Origin of the sequence: Pseudomonas cerasi (genome assembly GCF_027983475.1) — a bacterium.
Lineage (GTDB): Bacteria > Pseudomonadota > Gammaproteobacteria > Pseudomonadales > Pseudomonadaceae > Aquipseudomonas > Aquipseudomonas cerasi.
Genome location: NZ_JAQJVM010000003.1, coordinates 99,351 through 116,427 on the forward strand (window position 1 = coordinate 99,351; position 17,077 = coordinate 116,427).

The window sequence follows — 17,077 nt, forward strand, 5'->3', positions numbered from 1 at the left end:
GATCGATGCAGGCTCGTCGCACACCGAAAAGGATGACGACACATGCCACGCCTGAACAGGATTATCGAAACAGCCCTCTACGTAGAAGATCTGGCGAACGCCAGGGAATTCTATGCCGACACCCTTGAACTGGAAGTGATGTTCGAAAGCGCGACATTGGTGGCGTTCAACGTCGGAGGTGTGAGCACCTTGCTGCTGTTCAAGCGCGGCGCTTCACTGCAGACGCAGTACCTGAGCGGCGGAGAGATACCGCCCCACGATGCCCAAGGCCGGATTCACGTGTGCTTCGCCATCAATGCCGACGAGATGCAACTCTGGGCTGATCGCCTTGCCAGAGCCAGCGTCGCCATAGAGGGCCGCACAGAATGGCCCAAGGGCGGATCGAGCATCTATTTCCGCGACCCTGACGAAAATCTCGTCGAACTCCTCACGCCCGGCTGCTGGGCGATTTATTGAATCGTCAAGGTCACAGGTTGCGCTGCAAAGGTGGGTCGATAAAGCGGGGCAATCGAATGTTGATACGCGGGTGTGCTGCGCCTCAAATGTTATGTTATAACAATTGAGCATTTTTAACTCAGCCTCCTCCAGCGATCTTCCCACGCCATGATCAACCCTGTTTTCCAATTCCTCCCGGTAACTACCAGACACGCCATGCAGGCCGGTCAACACATTCGGCAATGGATACCGGTTGAGCCGCCCTCGCTGCACGTCATTATAGGCCCGCGTGTTTGATGCTGGCGCTGGAACGCCTCGCGTGGGCACCGGAACAGACGTCAGTCTGCACGCACGAACACTTTGCCTTGAAGGATATCGACCTGCAGATCGCCGCAGGCGAGTTCGTCGGCCTGATCGGGCCCAACGGCAGCGGCAAAACCAGCCTGCTGCGTTGCGCATTCCGCTACAGCCGCCCGCACAGCGGCAAGGTCGCAATCAATGCTCGCGATATCTGGTCCTGCAGCCCGCGCTGGTGCGCCCGGCATGTGGCGGTGGTTGCCCAGGAGTTTCCCGATTCATTCGGCCTGACGCTGCTGGATGTGGCAAACATGGGTCGCGCTCCCCATCAGGGATTCTTTGCCGCAGACAGTGACCACGACCGCGCGATTGTACAAAACGCGCTGAACGCCGTCGGGCTGGCGGGCTATGAGCAGCATCGGTTCGACACGCTCTCCGGTGGCGAAAAACAGCGTTGTCTGCTGGCAAGGGCGCTGGTGCAAGAACCCCGATTGATGGTGCTGGACGAGCCCACCAACCACCTCGACCCGCGCCATCAACTGGAATTGCTCGGGCTGGTCAAACAGCTCGGCATGGCCACGCTGGCCAGTATCCATGACCTGAACCTGGCGGCGGCATTCTGTGATCGCCTGTGTGTCATTCATCACGGCCGGCTCATTGCGCAAGGCACGCCGCAGGAGGTGCTAACCCCGGAAATGCTGCTCAGTGTGTTCGGCGCCAAGGCGCTGGTCGACAGCCACCCTCTGCGTGACTACCCACGCATCACCTGGATACCCTGACATGAACTGCCTGTCCGCCCGCCTGGCATTGGCAACGCTGCTATGCAGCCCGATGGTGCATGCCGCCTACCCCGTCACCGTGCAAAGCTGCGACCGCTCAGTGACGTTCACGGCTGCGCCGCAGCGTGCCGTCAGCAACGATGTGAACCTCACCAAAATGATGGTTGCCCTGGGTTTGCAATCGCACATGGTCGGCTACAGCGGCATCACCGGCTGGAACAAGCCCGATCAGGCGCTCTTACGCGACCTGGGCAAACTGCCCGAGCTGTCCAGTAAATATCCGTCTCTGGAAACGCTGCTCAATGCCAACGCCGACTTCTATTTTGCCGGCTGGAACTATGGCATGCGCGTGGGTGGCGATGTTACGCCGCAAAGTCTCGCCCCGCTGGGCATCAAGGCCTATGAACTGACCGAATCCTGCGCCCAGATAATGCCCCGCACCGAAGCGACGCTGGAGGATGTCTACAACGACCTGCTCAATCTGGGCCGGATATTCGACGTGCAGACCCGGGCCGAAACACTGGTCGCGCAGATGCGCCGCAGCGTGACCGACGTCGAGAAAAGCGTGGCAGGCAAATCGCCGCCCAGGGTATTTCTGTATGACAGCGGCGAAGACCGGCCGATGACCGCCGGGCGCCTGGCGATTCCTCAGGCGTTGATCAGCGCTGCAGGCGGCCGCAATGTCATGGGCGACATCGCAGCCAGCTGGACCCACGTCAACTGGGAGTCGGTCGTGCAAAGCAATCCCGAGGTGATCGTGATCGTTGACTATGGCGAAGTCAGCGCTGCGCAGAAACAGCATTTCCTTGAAAGCAATCCGGCACTGCAATCCGTGGACGCGATCCGCAACCGACGTTATGTCGTGCTGCCCTATGTGGCGGTGACGCCCGGCATTGACAATGTCACGGCCATCGAGACGCTTGCAGCGGCATTTCATGACGTGAAGCGATGACGCTGGCGCAGTGGCTGACTGAACGGCCGCGTCGTTATCTGGGCCTGTTGATCGCTCTGACGCTTTTGCTGTTGGCGTCGTGCCTGGTGTGCATCACCTTCGGCGCGGCCCCTGTGCCCTTGAGCCGGGTGATGGCTATCCTGATGTTCAAAGTCTCGGGTTCTGCCGAACATCCACCGCTCTGGACCGCGGGTCAGGAAACCATCGTCTGGCTGATACGTACGCCCCGCGTATTGCTGGGCGCGCTGGCAGGCGCAGGACTGGCGCTGATTGGCTGCGTTCTGCAAGCCGCGACCCGCAATCCGCTGGCCGATCCGCATTTGCTGGGAGCGACCTCGGGCGCCACGCTTGGCGCAGTGATCGTGGTCATGCACGCGGGCGAAGTGTTTGGCACGCTGACATTGCCACTGGCCGCCTTTGTCGGCTCGCTGGTCAGCCTGTGCCTGGTGCTGTGGCTTGCCATTCACCAAGACAGGCTGGACAGCCAGCGCTTGCTGCTCGGCGGCGTGGCCGTGTCCTTCGTGATGATGGCAATCGCCAACTTGTCATTGTTTCTGGGCGACCACCGCGCCAGTTCCTCCGTGCTGTTCTGGATGCTCGGCGGGCTGGGTCTGGCCCGCTGGGAGTTGCTTGCGGTGCCGTTTATCACGGTGCTGTGCGGTTGGGTCCTGCTGCAAGGGCTGGGTCGCTCACTGAACGCGCTGATGGGCGGCGACCAGACCGCCGTGAGCCTTGGCCTGCAAGTGCGCAACGTGCGCCTGCTGGTTTTTCTGATCGCCTCACTGATGACCGGCGTACTGGTTGCCCTGTGCGGCTCCATCGGTTTTGTCGGCCTAATGGTGCCGCACATGGCCAGACGTCTGGTGGGCTCGGAACATCGACGATTGTTGCCTGTCGCCACCCTTCTGGGCGCATTGTTGATGGTCTGGGTGGACGTCATCTCCCGCACGCTGATCGCCCCCGAAGACCTGCCGATAGGCATAACCACCGCCTTGTTGGGAGGGATTTTTTTCATTTTCATGATGAAGCGCGGTCAGTGATTGGCAGTCCTGCTTGCGGCGGGCAAACAGGACTGCCCGCCGCCCTTCCTGCTACATGACAAACTCGTGTCATCGTTTCTTAACACCTTTATGACATTTATTTTGCGCTGGTTATCTCAGGCTGCCGAGGCACCTGAAGACAAACTGGCTCATCCATTCATGTCATGAGGCGGAAGGAGCGACACTTGAAAGTGACAGTGTTCGGAACCGGTTATGTGGGGCTTACCCTTGCCGCCTGTCTGGCTGAGGTAGGTCATACCGTTTGTTGCATGGATGTCGACAGCAAACGCATCGACGCGCTGCGCGATGGTATATGTCCGATATTCGAGCCCGGTCTTGGCGAACTTCTGCGCAACGGCCTGGACTGCAAGAGACTCAGTTTCACAACCGATGAAGTACACGCCAGTCGCTTTGCAGAGTTGGTATTCATCGCAGTCGGTACGCCAGCGCAAGCCGATGGCAAGGCGGACCTGAGCCAAGTGTTTGCCGTACTGGGTTCGGTAATCAGACACGCCGAAAGTGCCCGGATCATTGTCAACAAGTCGACCTCGCCAGTGGGCACCGTTGACCGCCTGCTCGCTGAGATCGCTGCCAGTCCGCGACGTGATGACGGCTTTGAAGTGATCAGCAACCCCGAGTTTTTCAAGGAAGGCTGCGCGGTCAGTGATTGCCTGCGTCCGGATCGCATTATCGTCGGCGGCGCCAGCCCGCGGGCACTGGAGCAGATGCGCGAGTTGTATCAGCCCTTCAGTCGCAACCGCGAGAAGTTTGTGGTCATGGATGCGCGCAGCGCAGAGCTGTCCAAATACGCTGCCAACTGCCTGCTGGCGACCAAGATTTCGTTCATCAACGAGATCGCCAACCTCGCTGAACAAGTAGGTGCCGACATAGAACAGGTGCGGCTAGGCATCGGCTCCGACCCGCGCATTGGCTATGACTTCATCTACCCGGGCTGCGGTTTCGGTGGCTCATGCTTTCCAAAGGACTTGCAGGCGCTGATCGGCACAGCCAGCGAGCACGGCGTGGAAACGTCGTTGCTCAACGCCGTGGAACACGTCAATCGCCGCCAGAAGCACCGTCTGTTTGAAAATATCCACACGCATTATCGCGGTGATCTCAGGGGCAAGGTGTTCGCCGTCTGGGGACTGGCCTTCAAGCCCAATACCGATGACATTCGCGAGGCCTCCAGCCATACCCTGCTCAAAGCACTCTGGGCAGCCGGTGCCAGGGTTCAAGCGCACGACCCTCAGGCGATAGAAGCGGTCAGGCATCATTACGGCGAGCGAAACGACCTGAAACTGGTGCACTGCAAGCAAGATGCCCTGGAAGGCGCAGACGCTTTGGTGGTGGTAACCGAATGGCAGGACTACCGAGTGCTGGATCTGGACCGGCTCGGCGAAAAGCTCGGTGATCGCGTGGTGTTCGATGGCCGCAACCTGTTCGATCCGTCGCAACTGCATGAGGCGGGCTTTACCTACTACGGCATTGGTCGTGGCCGAGCGGCTCAACCATGACGGTACTGGTGACAGGTGCTGCCGGATTCATCGGGTTTCATGTCGCCAAGCGTCTGTGCGAGCTCGGTGTGGAGGTCGTCGGCATCGACAACCTCAACGATTACTACAGCGTCGCGCTCAAGCAATCGCGCCTGGCCATCCTCCAGCGCCTGCCAGGGTTCACGTTCCACAGGCTGGACATCACCGATGCCGAAGGCCTGGCCGCGCTCTTCGCGCAAAACGCCTTCGAACAGGTCATTCATCTGGCGGCTCAGGCCGGTGTGCGTTACTCGCTTGAACAGCCAAATGTTTACGCCCAATCCAATCTGGTCGGCTTTATCAACGTGCTCGAGGCCTGTCGGCAGCATCGACCGGCGCACCTGATCTACGCGTCGAGCAGCTCAGTCTACGGCGCCAATACGCGCATGCCGTTTCAGATTGAGGATGCCGTCGACCGGCCGCTGTCCCTGTACGCCGCCACCAAGCGCGCCAACGAACTCACTGCCTACAGCTATTGCCACTTGTACGGCCTGCGCGCCACAGGGCTGCGCTTTTTCACCGTCTACGGCCCCTGGGGCCGGCCGGACATGGCGCTGTTCAAGTTCACAAAAGCCATGCTGGCCGGGCAGCCTGTTGATATCTACAACCACGGCGAAATGGCGCGCGACTTCACCTACATCGACGACATTGTCGAAAGCATCCTGCGCCTGCGCCTGCTGCCACCCGACACGGTTGGCAGCGAGCCGCCCCATCAACTCTTCAATATCGGCCGGGGCCAGCCCGTCAAGCTGCTGGAGTTCGTCGATTGCCTGGAGGCCGCGCTAGGCATGCGCGCCGAGCGGCGCTACCTGCCCTTGCAAGCGGGCGACGTGCTGCAAACCTGGGCTGACGTCAGTGCGCTGAGCCAATGGATCGACTTTCAACCACAGGTCTCGGTCGACACCGGCGTCAGGGCCTTCGTCGACTGGTATCGGGAGCACTACCAGGCCCGGCTCCGTGTGCCACTTCAATAACAAGGACTTCCATGACCACGCCCACTTTTCTATCCGTCGTGATCCCGGCCAAAAACGAAGCCGATAACCTGCCCAGCCTGATCAAAGAGATTTGCACAGCGCTGGACGGAGAACGCTACGAGATACTGGTCGTTGACGACGGCAGCACAGACGACACCTTGAAAGTGCTGACGCACCTCAAGGACAGCGGGCTGACCGTGTTGCGGATCTTGCGCCACGAGCGATCACTTGGGCAGAGTACCTCGGTCTATCACGCGGCACTGGCGGCCAACGGCACCTGGCTGGCGACCCTGGACGGTGACGGTCAGAACGACCCGGCGGATATTCCCGGGATGTTGGCGCTGGTACGCGCTCACGCAAACGGCTCCGGGGCGATACAGCTGGTGGCCGGCCACCGAGTGAATCGGCGCGATACCGCCAGCAAACGCTGGGCCTCGCGCTTCGCAAACGGCCTGCGCAGCCGGCTTCTCAAAGACTCGACCCCAGACACCGGGTGCGGCCTGAAACTGATCGAGCGGGCCGCGTTTCTGCGCCTGCCGTACTTCGACCATATGCACCGGTTCATTCCAGCACTGATTCAGCGACATAACGGCCGTATGGTCACGCACCCCGTCAACCACCGCCATCGCCAGGCCGGCGTGTCCAAGTACGGCAACCTGGACCGCGCGCTGGTGGGCATTCTTGATCTGGTCGGCGTCTGGTGGCTGATCCGCCGGACTCGGCTGGAGGTTCAGGCACAGGAACTGCGGCCATGAAGCCGGACAACGAGACCTTCTGGCTGATCCTCGGCTTTGTCGGGCAGGCCGTATTTACCGGCCGCTTTGTCCTGCAATGGCTGTACAGCGAATTCAAGAAGCGCAGCATCATCCCGGTGGGCTTCTGGTACCTGAGCATGCTGGGCAGCACGATCCTGCTGGCCTACGCCATTTACCGACAGGACCCGGTCTTCATCGCCGGCCAGGCCTTTGGTCTGCTGGTGTACATGCGCAACCTGCAGCTGATCAGCCGACAGGCCAAGACACCTGAGGAGCAATGACGGTGCGAACTCACCTTTCGCCTCGCCTTGAGGGATGGCTACTGGTCGCGCTGGCCGTTTTACTGGTCGGGGGCGGCTTGGGCGTGCGTCTGCCGCAGAACGTGGATGAAGAGCGTTTTCTCGGCGTTGCCCTGGAAATGCTGCAGAACGGCTCATGGTTCGTCCCGCACCGGGCCGCGGAGATCTATGCCGACAAACCGCCGCTGTTCATGTGGGCGACGGCATTCTTCATTTGGCTGACGGGCAGCCCGAACATCGCGCTGTACCTGCCTGGGCTGCTCTCTGCAGGCGCGACCACCGCAGTCCTCTACGATCTGGGCAGCCGCCTGTGGAACCGGCGCATCGGTCGGTACGCCGCCTTGTTATTCCTGGCGACCTATCAAACCTACAGCATCCTGCGCACCGGACAGATCGACAGTTTTCTGTGCCTGTGGATTGCGCTGGGCTTCTACGGCCTGGTTCGCCATGTGTTGCTCGGACCGGCCTGGGGCTGGTTCTATTTCAGCTGTGCGGCGATGGGCCTGGGCATTATCACCAAGGGCGTCGGTTTTGTTCCCGCGTTGATGCTGATCCCTTACGCCTATGCCGCGCGTAAAGGTTGGCACGGTGTGGTGGCGATGCCTGGACAGGCCGCGCGCTGGGCGCTGGGGCTACTGGCGTTATTGCTGGCCTGCTGCCTGTGGCTGGTGCCGATGATTATCTCGGTCGTGCGTGACGGCGGCCCGGAAGGGTTCGCCTACGTGCAGGAAATACTCTTGCACCAGACAGCCAATCGATACGCCAGCGCCTGGGATCATCGCGAGCCCTTCTGGTATTTCTTCGTCAAAGTCATCCCGCAGTATTGGCTGCCGCTGGTGTTGGTGCTGCCCTGGCTGATCCCGGCCTGGCGCCGACAGTTGAGCAAGCGCGATGGCCGGGTTCTGGTACTGCTCGGCTGGGTGTTGCTGGTGCTGCTGTTCTTCAGCCTCTCCAGTGGCAAACGCAAGATCTACATCTTTCCAGCGCTGCCCGGCCTGGTACTGGTGGCTGCCCCCTTACTGCCCTGGTTGTTGAAACGCTGGTTCCACGACCGCGTCAGGGCTCGGCGAATTGTCCCGGCGGTGGTGGTTATCTGGCTTGGTCTGTGGTTCGCCAGAGGGTTCGTCGAACCCGTCATAGAGGGCCAAAACCCACACAAGGAACTGATGGAGCAGGCCGCGTACGTCACTCAAGGTGCCGATCTGGTGCTGGTCAACTGGCGCGAGGGGCACTGGCTCTATGCACGCCAACCCATTGTGCATTTCGGTTTTGCCAAGCCGTCGGCAACCGAACAGGCTGCCCGTTGGCTAAGAGAACACCCCGGCACCTTTGCGCTGGTGCCAGGCGAGCAACTGGCCAATTGCTTCTTGCCGGAAAAAGCCCGGCCGCTGGGCCAGACCTCCAGAGCTGACTGGTTCATCGTCGATGCCGATGCAGACAACGGCCGGTGTAAACCGGAAAGTCCTATGCAGGCCTATCGCTTCGCGTGGCAGCAAAATGTTGATTAATCGCCCGCCCAGCCGCCCAACACGCGGGAGTGTCTGACGCCATGCAGCTGGAAACGATCAAGGCAAAGCGCCTGACGTGGTCGAACGTCGCACGAAGGCAGGTATCACTCGCACAACTCGTGCTGAGTGCAGCTGCTCTCGGGCTGCTGATCCTGGCCTATGCCGTGTCGACACACTTTCAGGTCCACCAACAGCTGTATCAGTACGGTCGCACCTGGTTAAAGGGCAATACGGCAGCCGACAAGAATATCTGGCTGCCGGATTTCCATGTGGTTATCGACGCCAAACCACTTGCCCCGGACGTCGCCAATATCTCCGGGATCACCTACGACTACGACAATGACCGACTGCTGGCAGTGACCAACAAAGGCCCCATGCAGCTGCTGGCACTGGACGCGAACGGCGACATAATCGCCCGCTACCCATTGATCGGTTTCGACGATACCGAAGGTGTGGCTTATCTGGGCAACGGTCGCATCGTGCTGTGTGATGAAGATCTCCAGCAACTGGACATCATCACGTTGCCGACGCAGGCACGCCCCATCCACGTCGAGGAAGCTCAGTTCATTGCACTACTGATCAACCCCAGTATTCATAACAAGGGATTCGAAGGCGTGACCTACGATCCCGCCAACGACCGCCTGTTCGCGATCAAGGAACGCGATCCACGGCAGATGTTCGAAGTTTCCGGCGTCCTGCACTCCATCGATCAGGGCCGCTTGCAGATCAAAGTTGCCGACCGGCTGGACTGGATCACGAAAAGTGTCGCTGCACGCGACCTTTCAGACGGCTACTACGACCCGCGAACCGGCCATTTGCTGCTGCTCAGCGACCAGTCGCACTCGATCACGGAACTGGACAGCAAGGGAGGATTCGTCAGCATTCGATCCCTGCTGGCTACCTTCTCCGACCTCAAGCACAGCGCCCCCCAACCCGAAGGCCTGACCATGGATCGCGAAGGCAACCTGTACGTCGTGAGCGAGCCGAATCTGTTTTACAAGTTTTCGAAAGTGCCGGAATAGGTAGTGAAGAAACCTGGCCTTGAGGATGACTTTCGGGGAGTGGGGGTAGGGTCTTTTTTGGGAGAGCTAATGGAATTCGGAAAAATGTGCCAGTTGCTCAGGACGTGAGCCGTGACAGATCGGGTTTCGCGATAGTTGCCATGATGAAATGCTCCTGATTGTCACTCGATTCAAAGTTAATCACAGTAAATAATCTAGCCTCCTCAAGCGCGCTGTCAGGTCGAGCCTATTCCTAGGCCTAGTCGATAACCGACCCGATAGAATCCACGGCTTTTATTAGAGAGCATCGACACAGTATCAGGCGAGTGACTGCCTTGCTTCTGCAATGAAACCTCAAGGAGATGAGTGCAATGTCGCGTAAAGTTTTTGTAGCCGGCGCATCCGGTGTAATCGGCAGAGCCCTGCTCAAGCTCTTGGTGGCTGCGGACTACAGCGTGTATGGCGCTACCCGTCGCACCGAAAAAGTGAAGGACATAGAGGCCGCAGGTGCTACGGCAGTAGTGGTCGACGTCTATGACGCCGAGCGTTTAAACGAAGAGTTGGTCCGCATCCAGCCATGGGCTGTTATTCATCAACTGACAGATCTGCCTCGTGGCCTAAGTCCCGAATTGATGGCAAAAGCGGTCGAGAACAACGCACGTATCCGTACAGAAGGAACGCGTAATCTGGTAGCCGCCGCTCGAGCTGCTGGCGCTATCCGTCTGATAGCTCAAAGCATCGCCTGGGCCTACCGTCCAGGCGACACCCCTTATCTCGAAACATGTCCTTTGGACGTGGAGGCACAAGGCAGCCGTGGCATAAGCGTGGGGGGTGTGGCGGCCTTGGAAAAGCAAGTGCTCAGCGAGCCTGCATTGAACGGAACCGTCTTGCGCTATGGCCAGTTATACGGACCCGGCACTGGCACTGACGAGCCGACAGGCACCAGCCCTGTGCATGTAGAAGCCGCTGCACGCACCGCACTGCTGGCGTTGCAAACAGAGCAAAGTGGTATTTTCAATATCACTCAGGACAGCCCGACCGTCAGCAACGAAAAAGCCAAGCGCATACTGGGGTGGTCTCCTACCGTGGAGGCTTGACGCCCCAACGCAGCTACTCCGTACGAAGGAGTGACGACGTTAGGACTTATTTTGGATAAATCTGAGTCTGCTCTAAGTTACCGCCCCCCCCCCCACCCTGTGGATAACTCACTCCACCGTCACCGACTTCGCCAGATTCCGCGGTTGATCCACATCCGTCCCTTTCAGCACAGCCACGTAATACGAAAGCAACTGCAGCGGGATGGTGTAGAGAATCGGTGCCAGGGCATCGATGATGTGTGGCATGGCGATGACGTGGGTGCCCTCGCCGTTCTTCATGCCGGCCTGCTCATCCGCGAACACGATCAACTCGCCGCCGCGTGCGCGCACTTCCTGCAGGTTGGATTTGAGTTTCTCCAGCAGTTCGTTGTTCGGTGCGACGGTGACGACTGGCATGTCGGCGTCGACCAGCGCCAGCGGGCCATGCTTGAGTTCGCCGGCCGGGTAGGCTTCGGCATGGATGTAGGAGATTTCTTTGAGCTTGAGTGCGCCTTCCATTGCCACCGGAAACTGTGCGCCGCGCCCAAGGAACAGGGTGTGGTGCTTCTCGGCGAACAGTTCGGCGACTTTCTCGACCGTGCCGTCCATTGCCAGCGCTTCGCCGAGGCGGGTTGGCAGGCGACGCAGTTCTTCGACCAGCTGCGCTTCGACGCCCTCCTCCAGAGATCCCTTGACCTGACCCAGCGATAGGGTCAGCAGCAACAAGGCGACCAATTGGGTGGTGAAGGCCTTGGTCGATGCCACGCCGATTTCCGGACCGGCCTGGGTCAGCAGGGTCAGGTCGGATTCCCGCACCAGTGAGCTGATGCCGACGTTACAGATCGCCAGGCTGGCCAGAAAGCCCAGTTCCTTGGCGTTGCGCAGCGCTGCCAAGGTGTCGGCGGTTTCACCGGACTGCGAAATCGAGACGAACAGGGTGTCCGGCTGAACCACTACCTTGCGATAGCGGAACTCGCTGGCCACTTCGACCTGGCAAGGGATGCCGGCCAGGCCTTCAAGCCAGTAACGCGCGACCATGCCGGCGTGGTAACTGGTGCCACAGGCCACGATCTGAACATTGCGTACTTTGGCGAACAGCTCGGCAGCCTGTGGACCGAATGCGTGGACCAGCACTTGCTGCTGCCCCAGACGACCTTCGAGGGTGCGCTGCACAACCTTGGGCTGCTCATGAATTTCCTTGAGCATGAAGTGACGATACTCACCCTTGTCGGCGGCTTCGGCGCCTTCGTGGTATTGCACCACTTCGCGCTCAACCGACACACCGTCGACGTTCCAGATCTGCACGCTGTCGCGACGGATCTCGGCGATGTCGCCCTCTTCCAGGTACATGAAACGGTCGGTGACCTGACGCAGCGCCAGTTGGTCGGAGGCCAGGAAGTTTTCACCCAGGCCCATGCCGACAACCAGCGGGCTGCCACTACGGGCGGCCAGCAGGCGATCCGGCTGCGCGGCATTGATGACCGCAAGCCCATAAGCACCGTGAAGTTCTTTCACCGCAGCCTTCAGGGCAACCGCCAGATCGGCGGTGTCCTTGAGCTTGTGGTGCAGCAGATGGACGATGACTTCAGTGTCGGTATCGGATGCGAAGACGTAACCCAGGCCTTTCAGCTGTTCACGCAGCGCTTCGTGATTCTCGATGATGCCGTTGTGGACAACTGCCAGCGTGTCGGCCGAGAAGTGTGGGTGGGCGTTACGCTCACAGGGGGCGCCGTGGGTCGCCCAACGCGTGTGGGCAATGCCCAGACGACCGATCAGCGGCTCGCCGGCAAGTGCCTGTTCCAGCTCACTGACCTTGCCAGAGCGACGGCGGCGCTCAAGGGTGCCTTCGTTGCTGAAGACTGCCACGCCCGCGCTGTCATAACCGCGGTATTCAAGGCGCTTGAGGCCTTCGAGCAAAATGGCCGTGATATTACGTTCAGCAACGGCGCCGACGATTCCACACATGGTTATCTCCTAGCTGACAGCAGCACAAATCAGATTGATGCCGCGGGCCTGTATCTGATCGCGTGCCTCACTGGGCAGGCGATCATCAGTAATAAGGGTGTGGATACTGCTCCAGGGCAGTTCCAGATTGGGGATCTTGCGACCGACCTTGTCGGCTTCGACCATGACCACCACTTCCCGGGCGACTTCCGCCATGACCCGGCTCAAGCCCAGCAGCTCGTTGAAGGTGGTGGTGCCACGAATCAGATCGATGCCGTCGGCACCGATGAACAGCTGATCGAAGTCGTAGGAGCGCAGTACCTGCTCCGCGACTTGCCCCTGAAAAGACTCCGAGTGCGGATCCCACGTTCCGCCCGTCATCAACAGGACCGGTTCGTGCTCCAGCTCGGTCAGGGCGCGCGCAACATGCAGGGAATTGGTCATGACCACCAGGCCGGGTTGCTGGCCCAGCTCAGGAATCAATGCCGCCGTGGTGCTGCCACTGTCGACGATGATTCTGGCGTGCTCGCGAATCCTGGAAACCGCAGCGCGAGCGATGGCCTGTTTGTAACGGGAAACCGGCTGACTGCCATCGCTTATAAGCTCGTGAGGAAGCGGCACTGCGCCCCCGTAACGGCGCAACAGCAGGCCGTTGGTTTCAAGCGCAGCCAGGTCCTTTCGAATCGTAACTTCGGAAGTTTCAAAGCGTCTAGCCAAGTCGTCCACACTGACTTCACCTTGCTCGTTGAGCAGGGCGAGAATGTTGTGGCGACGCTGCGGTGTATTGCGCTTCGACATGACTGCCTTAAGTTTCGTTTCGAAAGATAACGAAGGCAATCAAAACCTATTTTTTGGTTTTGGTCAAGGTTTCGGTATGGGGCGGCGCAATTTCTACCGGATACTCGTGACATCGGCTTTTGAGCCTGGGGTGTGACGCGGAGCGTCACGAACGGCATTCCTACGCTGGAGCGTGAGGAACGAGAGGTGATCTCAAGATCATCGTACCCATGCTCCGCGTGGGTATGCAGTTCTGGACGCTCCGCGTCCTGGCTTGAGTGTCAGGTGTGGATAGTTATGGACGCGTGCCAATGTTAAGCATTGGCACGCGGGGCATCATGGACTGTGGATAACTCAGTCTTTCCTGATTTTCACCGGCCGCTTCCAGCCTTCGATGTTGCGCTGGCGGGCGCGGGCTACGCCGAGTTGTTCAGCAGGCACGTTTTGCGTGATGGTCGAGCCAGCTGCAGTCGTCGCGCCGTCCAGGATATCCACAGGCGCAACCAGAGAGTTGTTGGAACCAATGAACACGTCTGCACCCAACGTCGTCTTGTGCTTGTTGGCACCATCGTAATTACAGGTGATGGTACCGGCGCCGATATTGGTGCGTGCGCCGACCTCAGCATCACCAAGATAAGTCAGGTGGCCAACCTTGGCCCCCTCGCCCAGGTTCGCATTCTTGAGCTCGACGAAGTTACCCACATGCGCCTTGGCACCCAGCACGCTGCCTGGTCGCAGGCGTGCAAACGGGCCGGCATCGCTGCCCTCCCCCAGAATCGCACCGTCGATGTGGCTGTTGGCTTTGACGACGACACCCTTGCGCAGGGTGCTGTCCTTGATGACACAGTTCGGACCAATGACCACGTCATCCTCGATCACGACCTTGCCTTCAAGAATCACATTGATATCGATCAGCACATCGCGCCCGACGCTGACTTCACCGCGCACATCGAAGCGCGCAGGGTCACGCAGGGTCACGCCAGCCGCCATCAGACGACGGGCTTCACGCATCTGGTAATGACGCTCCAGCTCGGAAAGCTGCTTGCGATCATTCGCGCCCTGCACTTCCATCGCGTCGTGGGGTTGCTCTGTGGCAACCACCAGGCCGTCATTAGCTGCCATGGCGATCACGTCGGTGAGGTAATACTCGCCCTGGGCATTGTTGTTGGACAGCCGCCCCAGCCAGTCAGCGAGATGAGCAGCAGGCACCGCGAGAATTCCGGTATTGCCTTCGGTGATAGCCTTCTGCGCGTCGCTCGCGTCCTTATGCTCGACGATGGCACAGACACGATTCTGCTCATCGCGAACGATACGGCCGTAACCGGTAGGGTCATCCAGCGTAACGGTCAACAGGCCCAGTTGCCGTAGGTTGACCAGTTTGAGCAGGCGCGAAAGCGTCTCTACTTCGATCAACGGGACATCGCCATAAAGAATCAACACGGTGTCAGCCGTCAGCGCGGGCAGCGCCTGAGCAACCGCATGGCCGGTACCGAGTTGCTTGTCCTGCATCACGAAATTCAAGTCATCGGCTGCCAGCTGTTCACGAACAGCATCAGCGCCGTGTCCGATCACGACGTGTATTCCACTTGGGGATAACTGGCGCGCGCTGTGGATAACATGACCCAGCATGGAATTGCCGGCCACGGGGTGCAGGACCTTGGGCAGCGCGGACCGCATCCGGGTACCTTGGCCAGCAGCGAGAATAACGATATCGAGAGACATGATAGGACTACCAACTGAGCGGCAACCGGACCGAAGGCGGGCTGACTTGAAAGAGGAAATCTGAAAAAAGAAAAAGGGTAGCCGAGGCTACCCTTTTTCTCAATCGCGCATCGAGTGCAGCGGGGTTAGCCGCCGAACTTCTTGCGAATTTGCTGAACGGTGCGCAGCTGAGCTGCAGCCTCGGCCAGACGAGCAGTTGCAGATCCGTAATCGAAATCTGCGCCCTTCTCGTTCAGGGCCTTCTCGGCAGCCAGTACGGCCGCCTGAGCAGAAGCTTCATCCAGGTCGGCAGCACGTTGCACAGTATCGGCAAGCACCTTGACCATGTTCGGCTGAACCTCAAGGAAACCACCGGAGATGTAGAACACCTCGGCTTCCCCACCCTGCTTGATCAAGCGGATCGGGCCCGGCTTCAGATCAGTGATCAGCGGCGCGTGGCCTGGAGCGATACCGATATCACCCAGGTTGCCGTGCGCAATCACCATCTCGACCAGACCGGAGAAGATTTCCCCTTCCGCGCTGACGATGTCGCAATGGACTGTCATAGCCATTTGCTTGCCTCAACCTAATAGCGCCCGTTGCCGGGCGCCGGGATTACAGTTTCTTGGCTTTCTCGATCGCTTCTTCGATGCCGCCGACCATGTAGAACGCTTGTTCTGGCAGGTGGTCGTAGTCACCGTTGAGGATGCCTTTGAAGCCAGCAATGGTGTCTTTCAGGGAAACGTATTTACCCGAAGCACCGGTGAAGACTTCTGCCACGAAGAAAGGCTGGGACAGGAAGCGCTGGATCTTACGAGCACGGTTAACCAACTGCTTGTCGGTCTCCGACAGCTCGTCCATACCCAGGATCGCGATGATGTCTTTCAGCTCTTTGTAGCGCTGCAACACGTACTGAACGCCGCGAGCGGTGTCGTAGTGTTCCTGGCCAATGACGTTCGGGTCCAGCTGGCGCGAAGTCGAGTCCAGTGGATCTACCGCCGGGTAGATACCCAGGGAAGCGATGTCACGGGACAGTACGACGGTGGCGTCCAAGTGGGCAAACGTGGTAGCTGGCGACGGGTCAGTCAAGTCGTCCGCTGGTACGTATACGGCCTGGATCGAGGTGATCGAACCATTCTTGGTGGAAGTGATGCGCTCTTGCAGAGTGCCCATCTCTTCAGCCAGGGTCGGCTGGTAACCTACTGCGGAAGGCATACGGCCCAGCAGTGCGGATACTTCGGTACCGGCCAGGGTGTAACGATAGATGTTGTCGACGAACAACAGAACGTCGTTACCTTCGTCACGGAACTTCTCGGCCATGGTCAGGCCGGTCAGTGCTACGCGCAGACGGTTACCCGGCGGCTCGTTCATCTGACCGTAGACCAGTGCCACTTTGTCCAGAACGTTGGAGTCCTTCATCTCGTGGTAGAAGTCGTTACCCTCACGAGTACGCTCACCCACACCGGCGAACACGGAATAACCGCTGTGCTCGATGGCGATGTTACGGATCAGCTCCATCATGTTTACGGTCTTGCCGACACCGGCACCACCGAACAGACCGACTTTACCGCCTTTGGCGAACGGGCAGACCAGGTCGATAACCTTGATGCCGGTTTCCAGAAGGTCATTGCCGCCTGCCTGCTCAGCGAAGGACGGTGCAGGACGGTGAATGCCCCAGCGCTCTTCGGTGGCGATCGGGCCAGCTTCGTCGATCGGGTTGCCCAGCACGTCCATGATCCGGCCCAGCGTCGCTTTACCGACCGGTACGGAGATGGCTGCGCCAGAGTCTGTTACTTCCAGACCACGCTTCAAGCCCTCGGTGGAGCCCATCGCAATGGTACGAACCACGCCGTCGCCCAGCTGCTGCTGAACTTCCAGGGTGGTTCCTGCCGCGCTCTGAACTTCCAGCGCGTTGTAGATACTCGGTACGCTATCGCGTGGGAATTCCACGTCGATCACGGCGCCGATGATTTGAACGATACGTCCGCTACTCATTAGCTGGTTCCT

Annotated in this window: 16 protein-coding genes; 11 read left to right on the top strand and 5 right to left on the bottom strand. The window is 59.5% G+C overall.

Annotation, left to right across the window (positions count from 1 at the left end):
- Window positions 1–42 precede the first annotated feature (42 nt).
- From PI739_RS16650 to PI739_RS16700, 11 genes are all read left to right on the top strand, one after another.
- A complete protein-coding gene (locus PI739_RS16650; protein WP_003367882.1) occupies window positions 43–456 on the top strand; it encodes a VOC family protein in 414 nt (137 codons plus the stop codon).
- Between the two features lie 275 nt (window positions 457–731).
- Entirely contained in the window at window positions 732–1,511 is a 780-nt protein-coding gene (locus tag PI739_RS16655) for an ABC transporter ATP-binding protein (RefSeq protein WP_003367881.1), read from the top strand.
- Between the two features lies 1 nt (window position 1,512).
- Window positions 1,513–2,463 (top strand): ABC transporter substrate-binding protein, encoded by a 951-nt coding sequence (locus PI739_RS16660; protein ID WP_003367879.1) that lies wholly within the window; start codon window positions 1,513–1,515, stop codon window positions 2,461–2,463.
- Complete coding sequence (locus PI739_RS16665) at window positions 2,460–3,503, top strand: FecCD family ABC transporter permease (RefSeq protein ID WP_003367877.1); 1,044 nt, start codon at window positions 2,460–2,462, stop codon at window positions 3,501–3,503. The genes PI739_RS16660 and PI739_RS16665 overlap by 4 nt, the downstream gene beginning before the upstream one ends.
- Before the next feature lie 185 nt (window positions 3,504–3,688).
- The gene (locus PI739_RS16670; protein WP_054082271.1) at window positions 3,689–5,017 is read left to right on the top strand and encodes a UDP-glucose dehydrogenase family protein; all 1,329 of its coding nucleotides are present in this window, start codon (window positions 3,689–3,691) and stop codon (window positions 5,015–5,017) included.
- Window positions 5,014–6,009 (top strand): NAD-dependent epimerase, encoded by a 996-nt coding sequence (locus PI739_RS16675; protein ID WP_054082272.1) that lies wholly within the window; start codon window positions 5,014–5,016, stop codon window positions 6,007–6,009. Before PI739_RS16670 ends, PI739_RS16675 begins: the two co-directional genes overlap by 4 nt.
- Before the next feature lie 11 nt (window positions 6,010–6,020).
- The gene (locus PI739_RS16680; protein ID WP_054082273.1) at window positions 6,021–6,764 is read left to right on the top strand and encodes a glycosyltransferase family 2 protein; all 744 of its coding nucleotides are present in this window, start codon (window positions 6,021–6,023) and stop codon (window positions 6,762–6,764) included.
- Window positions 6,761–7,045 (top strand): lipid-A-disaccharide synthase N-terminal domain-containing protein, encoded by a 285-nt coding sequence (locus tag PI739_RS16685; protein WP_003367870.1) that lies wholly within the window; start codon window positions 6,761–6,763, stop codon window positions 7,043–7,045. The genes PI739_RS16680 and PI739_RS16685 overlap by 4 nt, the downstream gene beginning before the upstream one ends.
- The gene (locus PI739_RS16690; RefSeq protein WP_054082274.1) at window positions 7,042–8,571 is read left to right on the top strand and encodes an ArnT family glycosyltransferase; all 1,530 of its coding nucleotides are present in this window, start codon (window positions 7,042–7,044) and stop codon (window positions 8,569–8,571) included. Before PI739_RS16685 ends, PI739_RS16690 begins: the two co-directional genes overlap by 4 nt.
- 41 nt (window positions 8,572–8,612) lie before the next feature.
- Window positions 8,613–9,593 carry an SdiA-regulated domain-containing protein gene (locus tag PI739_RS16695; RefSeq protein ID WP_054082275.1) on the top strand — a complete coding sequence of 327 codons (981 nt, stop codon included), beginning with the start codon at window positions 8,613–8,615 and terminating at the stop codon, window positions 9,591–9,593.
- 350 nt (window positions 9,594–9,943) lie between these two features.
- On the top strand, window positions 9,944–10,669 hold the full coding sequence (locus tag PI739_RS16700) for an NAD-dependent epimerase/dehydratase family protein (protein WP_054082276.1): 726 nt from the start codon (window positions 9,944–9,946) through the stop codon (window positions 10,667–10,669).
- A 108-nt stretch (window positions 10,670–10,777) separates the two neighbouring features.
- Here PI739_RS16700 and glmS read toward each other — a convergent pair whose 3' ends face one another.
- The 5 genes from glmS to atpD form a co-directional block, all read right to left on the bottom strand.
- The gene (gene glmS, locus PI739_RS16705; RefSeq protein ID WP_003401403.1) at window positions 10,778–12,613 is read right to left on the bottom strand and encodes a glutamine--fructose-6-phosphate transaminase (isomerizing); all 1,836 of its coding nucleotides are present in this window, start codon (window positions 12,611–12,613) and stop codon (window positions 10,778–10,780) included.
- Window positions 12,614–12,622: 9 nt separating this feature from the next.
- Window positions 12,623–13,390, bottom strand: a complete 768-nt coding sequence (locus PI739_RS16710) for a DeoR/GlpR family DNA-binding transcription regulator (protein ID WP_003367861.1) — start codon at window positions 13,388–13,390, stop codon at window positions 12,623–12,625.
- A gap of 333 nt (window positions 13,391–13,723) precedes the next feature.
- Complete coding sequence (gene glmU, locus PI739_RS16715; RefSeq protein ID WP_003367859.1) at window positions 13,724–15,091, bottom strand: bifunctional UDP-N-acetylglucosamine diphosphorylase/glucosamine-1-phosphate N-acetyltransferase GlmU; 1,368 nt, start codon at window positions 15,089–15,091, stop codon at window positions 13,724–13,726.
- A gap of 125 nt (window positions 15,092–15,216) precedes the next feature.
- The gene (locus PI739_RS16720) at window positions 15,217–15,642 is read right to left on the bottom strand and encodes a F0F1 ATP synthase subunit epsilon (protein WP_003413751.1); all 426 of its coding nucleotides are present in this window, start codon (window positions 15,640–15,642) and stop codon (window positions 15,217–15,219) included.
- Between the two features lie 43 nt (window positions 15,643–15,685).
- Window positions 15,686–17,065, bottom strand: coding sequence for a F0F1 ATP synthase subunit beta (gene atpD / locus PI739_RS16725; RefSeq protein WP_002555982.1), 1,380 nt, complete (start codon window positions 17,063–17,065; stop codon window positions 15,686–15,688).
- Window positions 17,066–17,077 lie beyond the last annotated feature (12 nt).

What these genes read in the sequence shown, in the direction of transcription:
- PI739_RS16665 (WP_003367877.1), top strand. Translation starts at nt 2,460, where the DNA reads ATGACGCTGGCGCAGTGGCTGACTGAACGGCCGCGTCGTTATCTGGGC.
- PI739_RS16650 (WP_003367882.1), top strand. Translation starts at nt 43, where the DNA reads ATGCCACGCCTGAACAGGATTATCGAAACAGCCCTCTACGTAGAAGAT.
- glmU (WP_003367859.1), bottom strand. Translation starts at nt 15,091, where the DNA reads ATGTCTCTCGATATCGTTATTCTCGCTGCTGGCCAAGGTACCCGGATG.
- glmS (WP_003401403.1), bottom strand. Translation starts at nt 12,613, where the DNA reads ATGTGTGGAATCGTCGGCGCCGTTGCTGAACGTAATATCACGGCCATT.
- PI739_RS16675 (WP_054082272.1), top strand. Translation starts at nt 5,014, where the DNA reads ATGACGGTACTGGTGACAGGTGCTGCCGGATTCATCGGGTTTCATGTC.
- PI739_RS16700 (WP_054082276.1), top strand. Translation starts at nt 9,944, where the DNA reads ATGTCGCGTAAAGTTTTTGTAGCCGGCGCATCCGGTGTAATCGGCAGA.
- PI739_RS16720 (WP_003413751.1), bottom strand. Translation starts at nt 15,642, where the DNA reads ATGGCTATGACAGTCCATTGCGACATCGTCAGCGCGGAAGGGGAAATC.
- PI739_RS16655 (WP_003367881.1), top strand. Translation starts at nt 732, where the DNA reads ATGCTGGCGCTGGAACGCCTCGCGTGGGCACCGGAACAGACGTCAGTC.
- PI739_RS16710 (WP_003367861.1), bottom strand. Translation starts at nt 13,390, where the DNA reads ATGTCGAAGCGCAATACACCGCAGCGTCGCCACAACATTCTCGCCCTG.
- atpD (WP_002555982.1), bottom strand. Translation starts at nt 17,065, where the DNA reads ATGAGTAGCGGACGTATCGTTCAAATCATCGGCGCCGTGATCGACGTG.
- PI739_RS16660 (WP_003367879.1), top strand. Translation starts at nt 1,513, where the DNA reads ATGAACTGCCTGTCCGCCCGCCTGGCATTGGCAACGCTGCTATGCAGC.
- PI739_RS16690 (WP_054082274.1), top strand. Translation starts at nt 7,042, where the DNA reads ATGACGGTGCGAACTCACCTTTCGCCTCGCCTTGAGGGATGGCTACTG.
- PI739_RS16685 (WP_003367870.1), top strand. Translation starts at nt 6,761, where the DNA reads ATGAAGCCGGACAACGAGACCTTCTGGCTGATCCTCGGCTTTGTCGGG.
- PI739_RS16695 (WP_054082275.1), top strand. Translation starts at nt 8,613, where the DNA reads ATGCAGCTGGAAACGATCAAGGCAAAGCGCCTGACGTGGTCGAACGTC.
- PI739_RS16680 (WP_054082273.1), top strand. Translation starts at nt 6,021, where the DNA reads ATGACCACGCCCACTTTTCTATCCGTCGTGATCCCGGCCAAAAACGAA.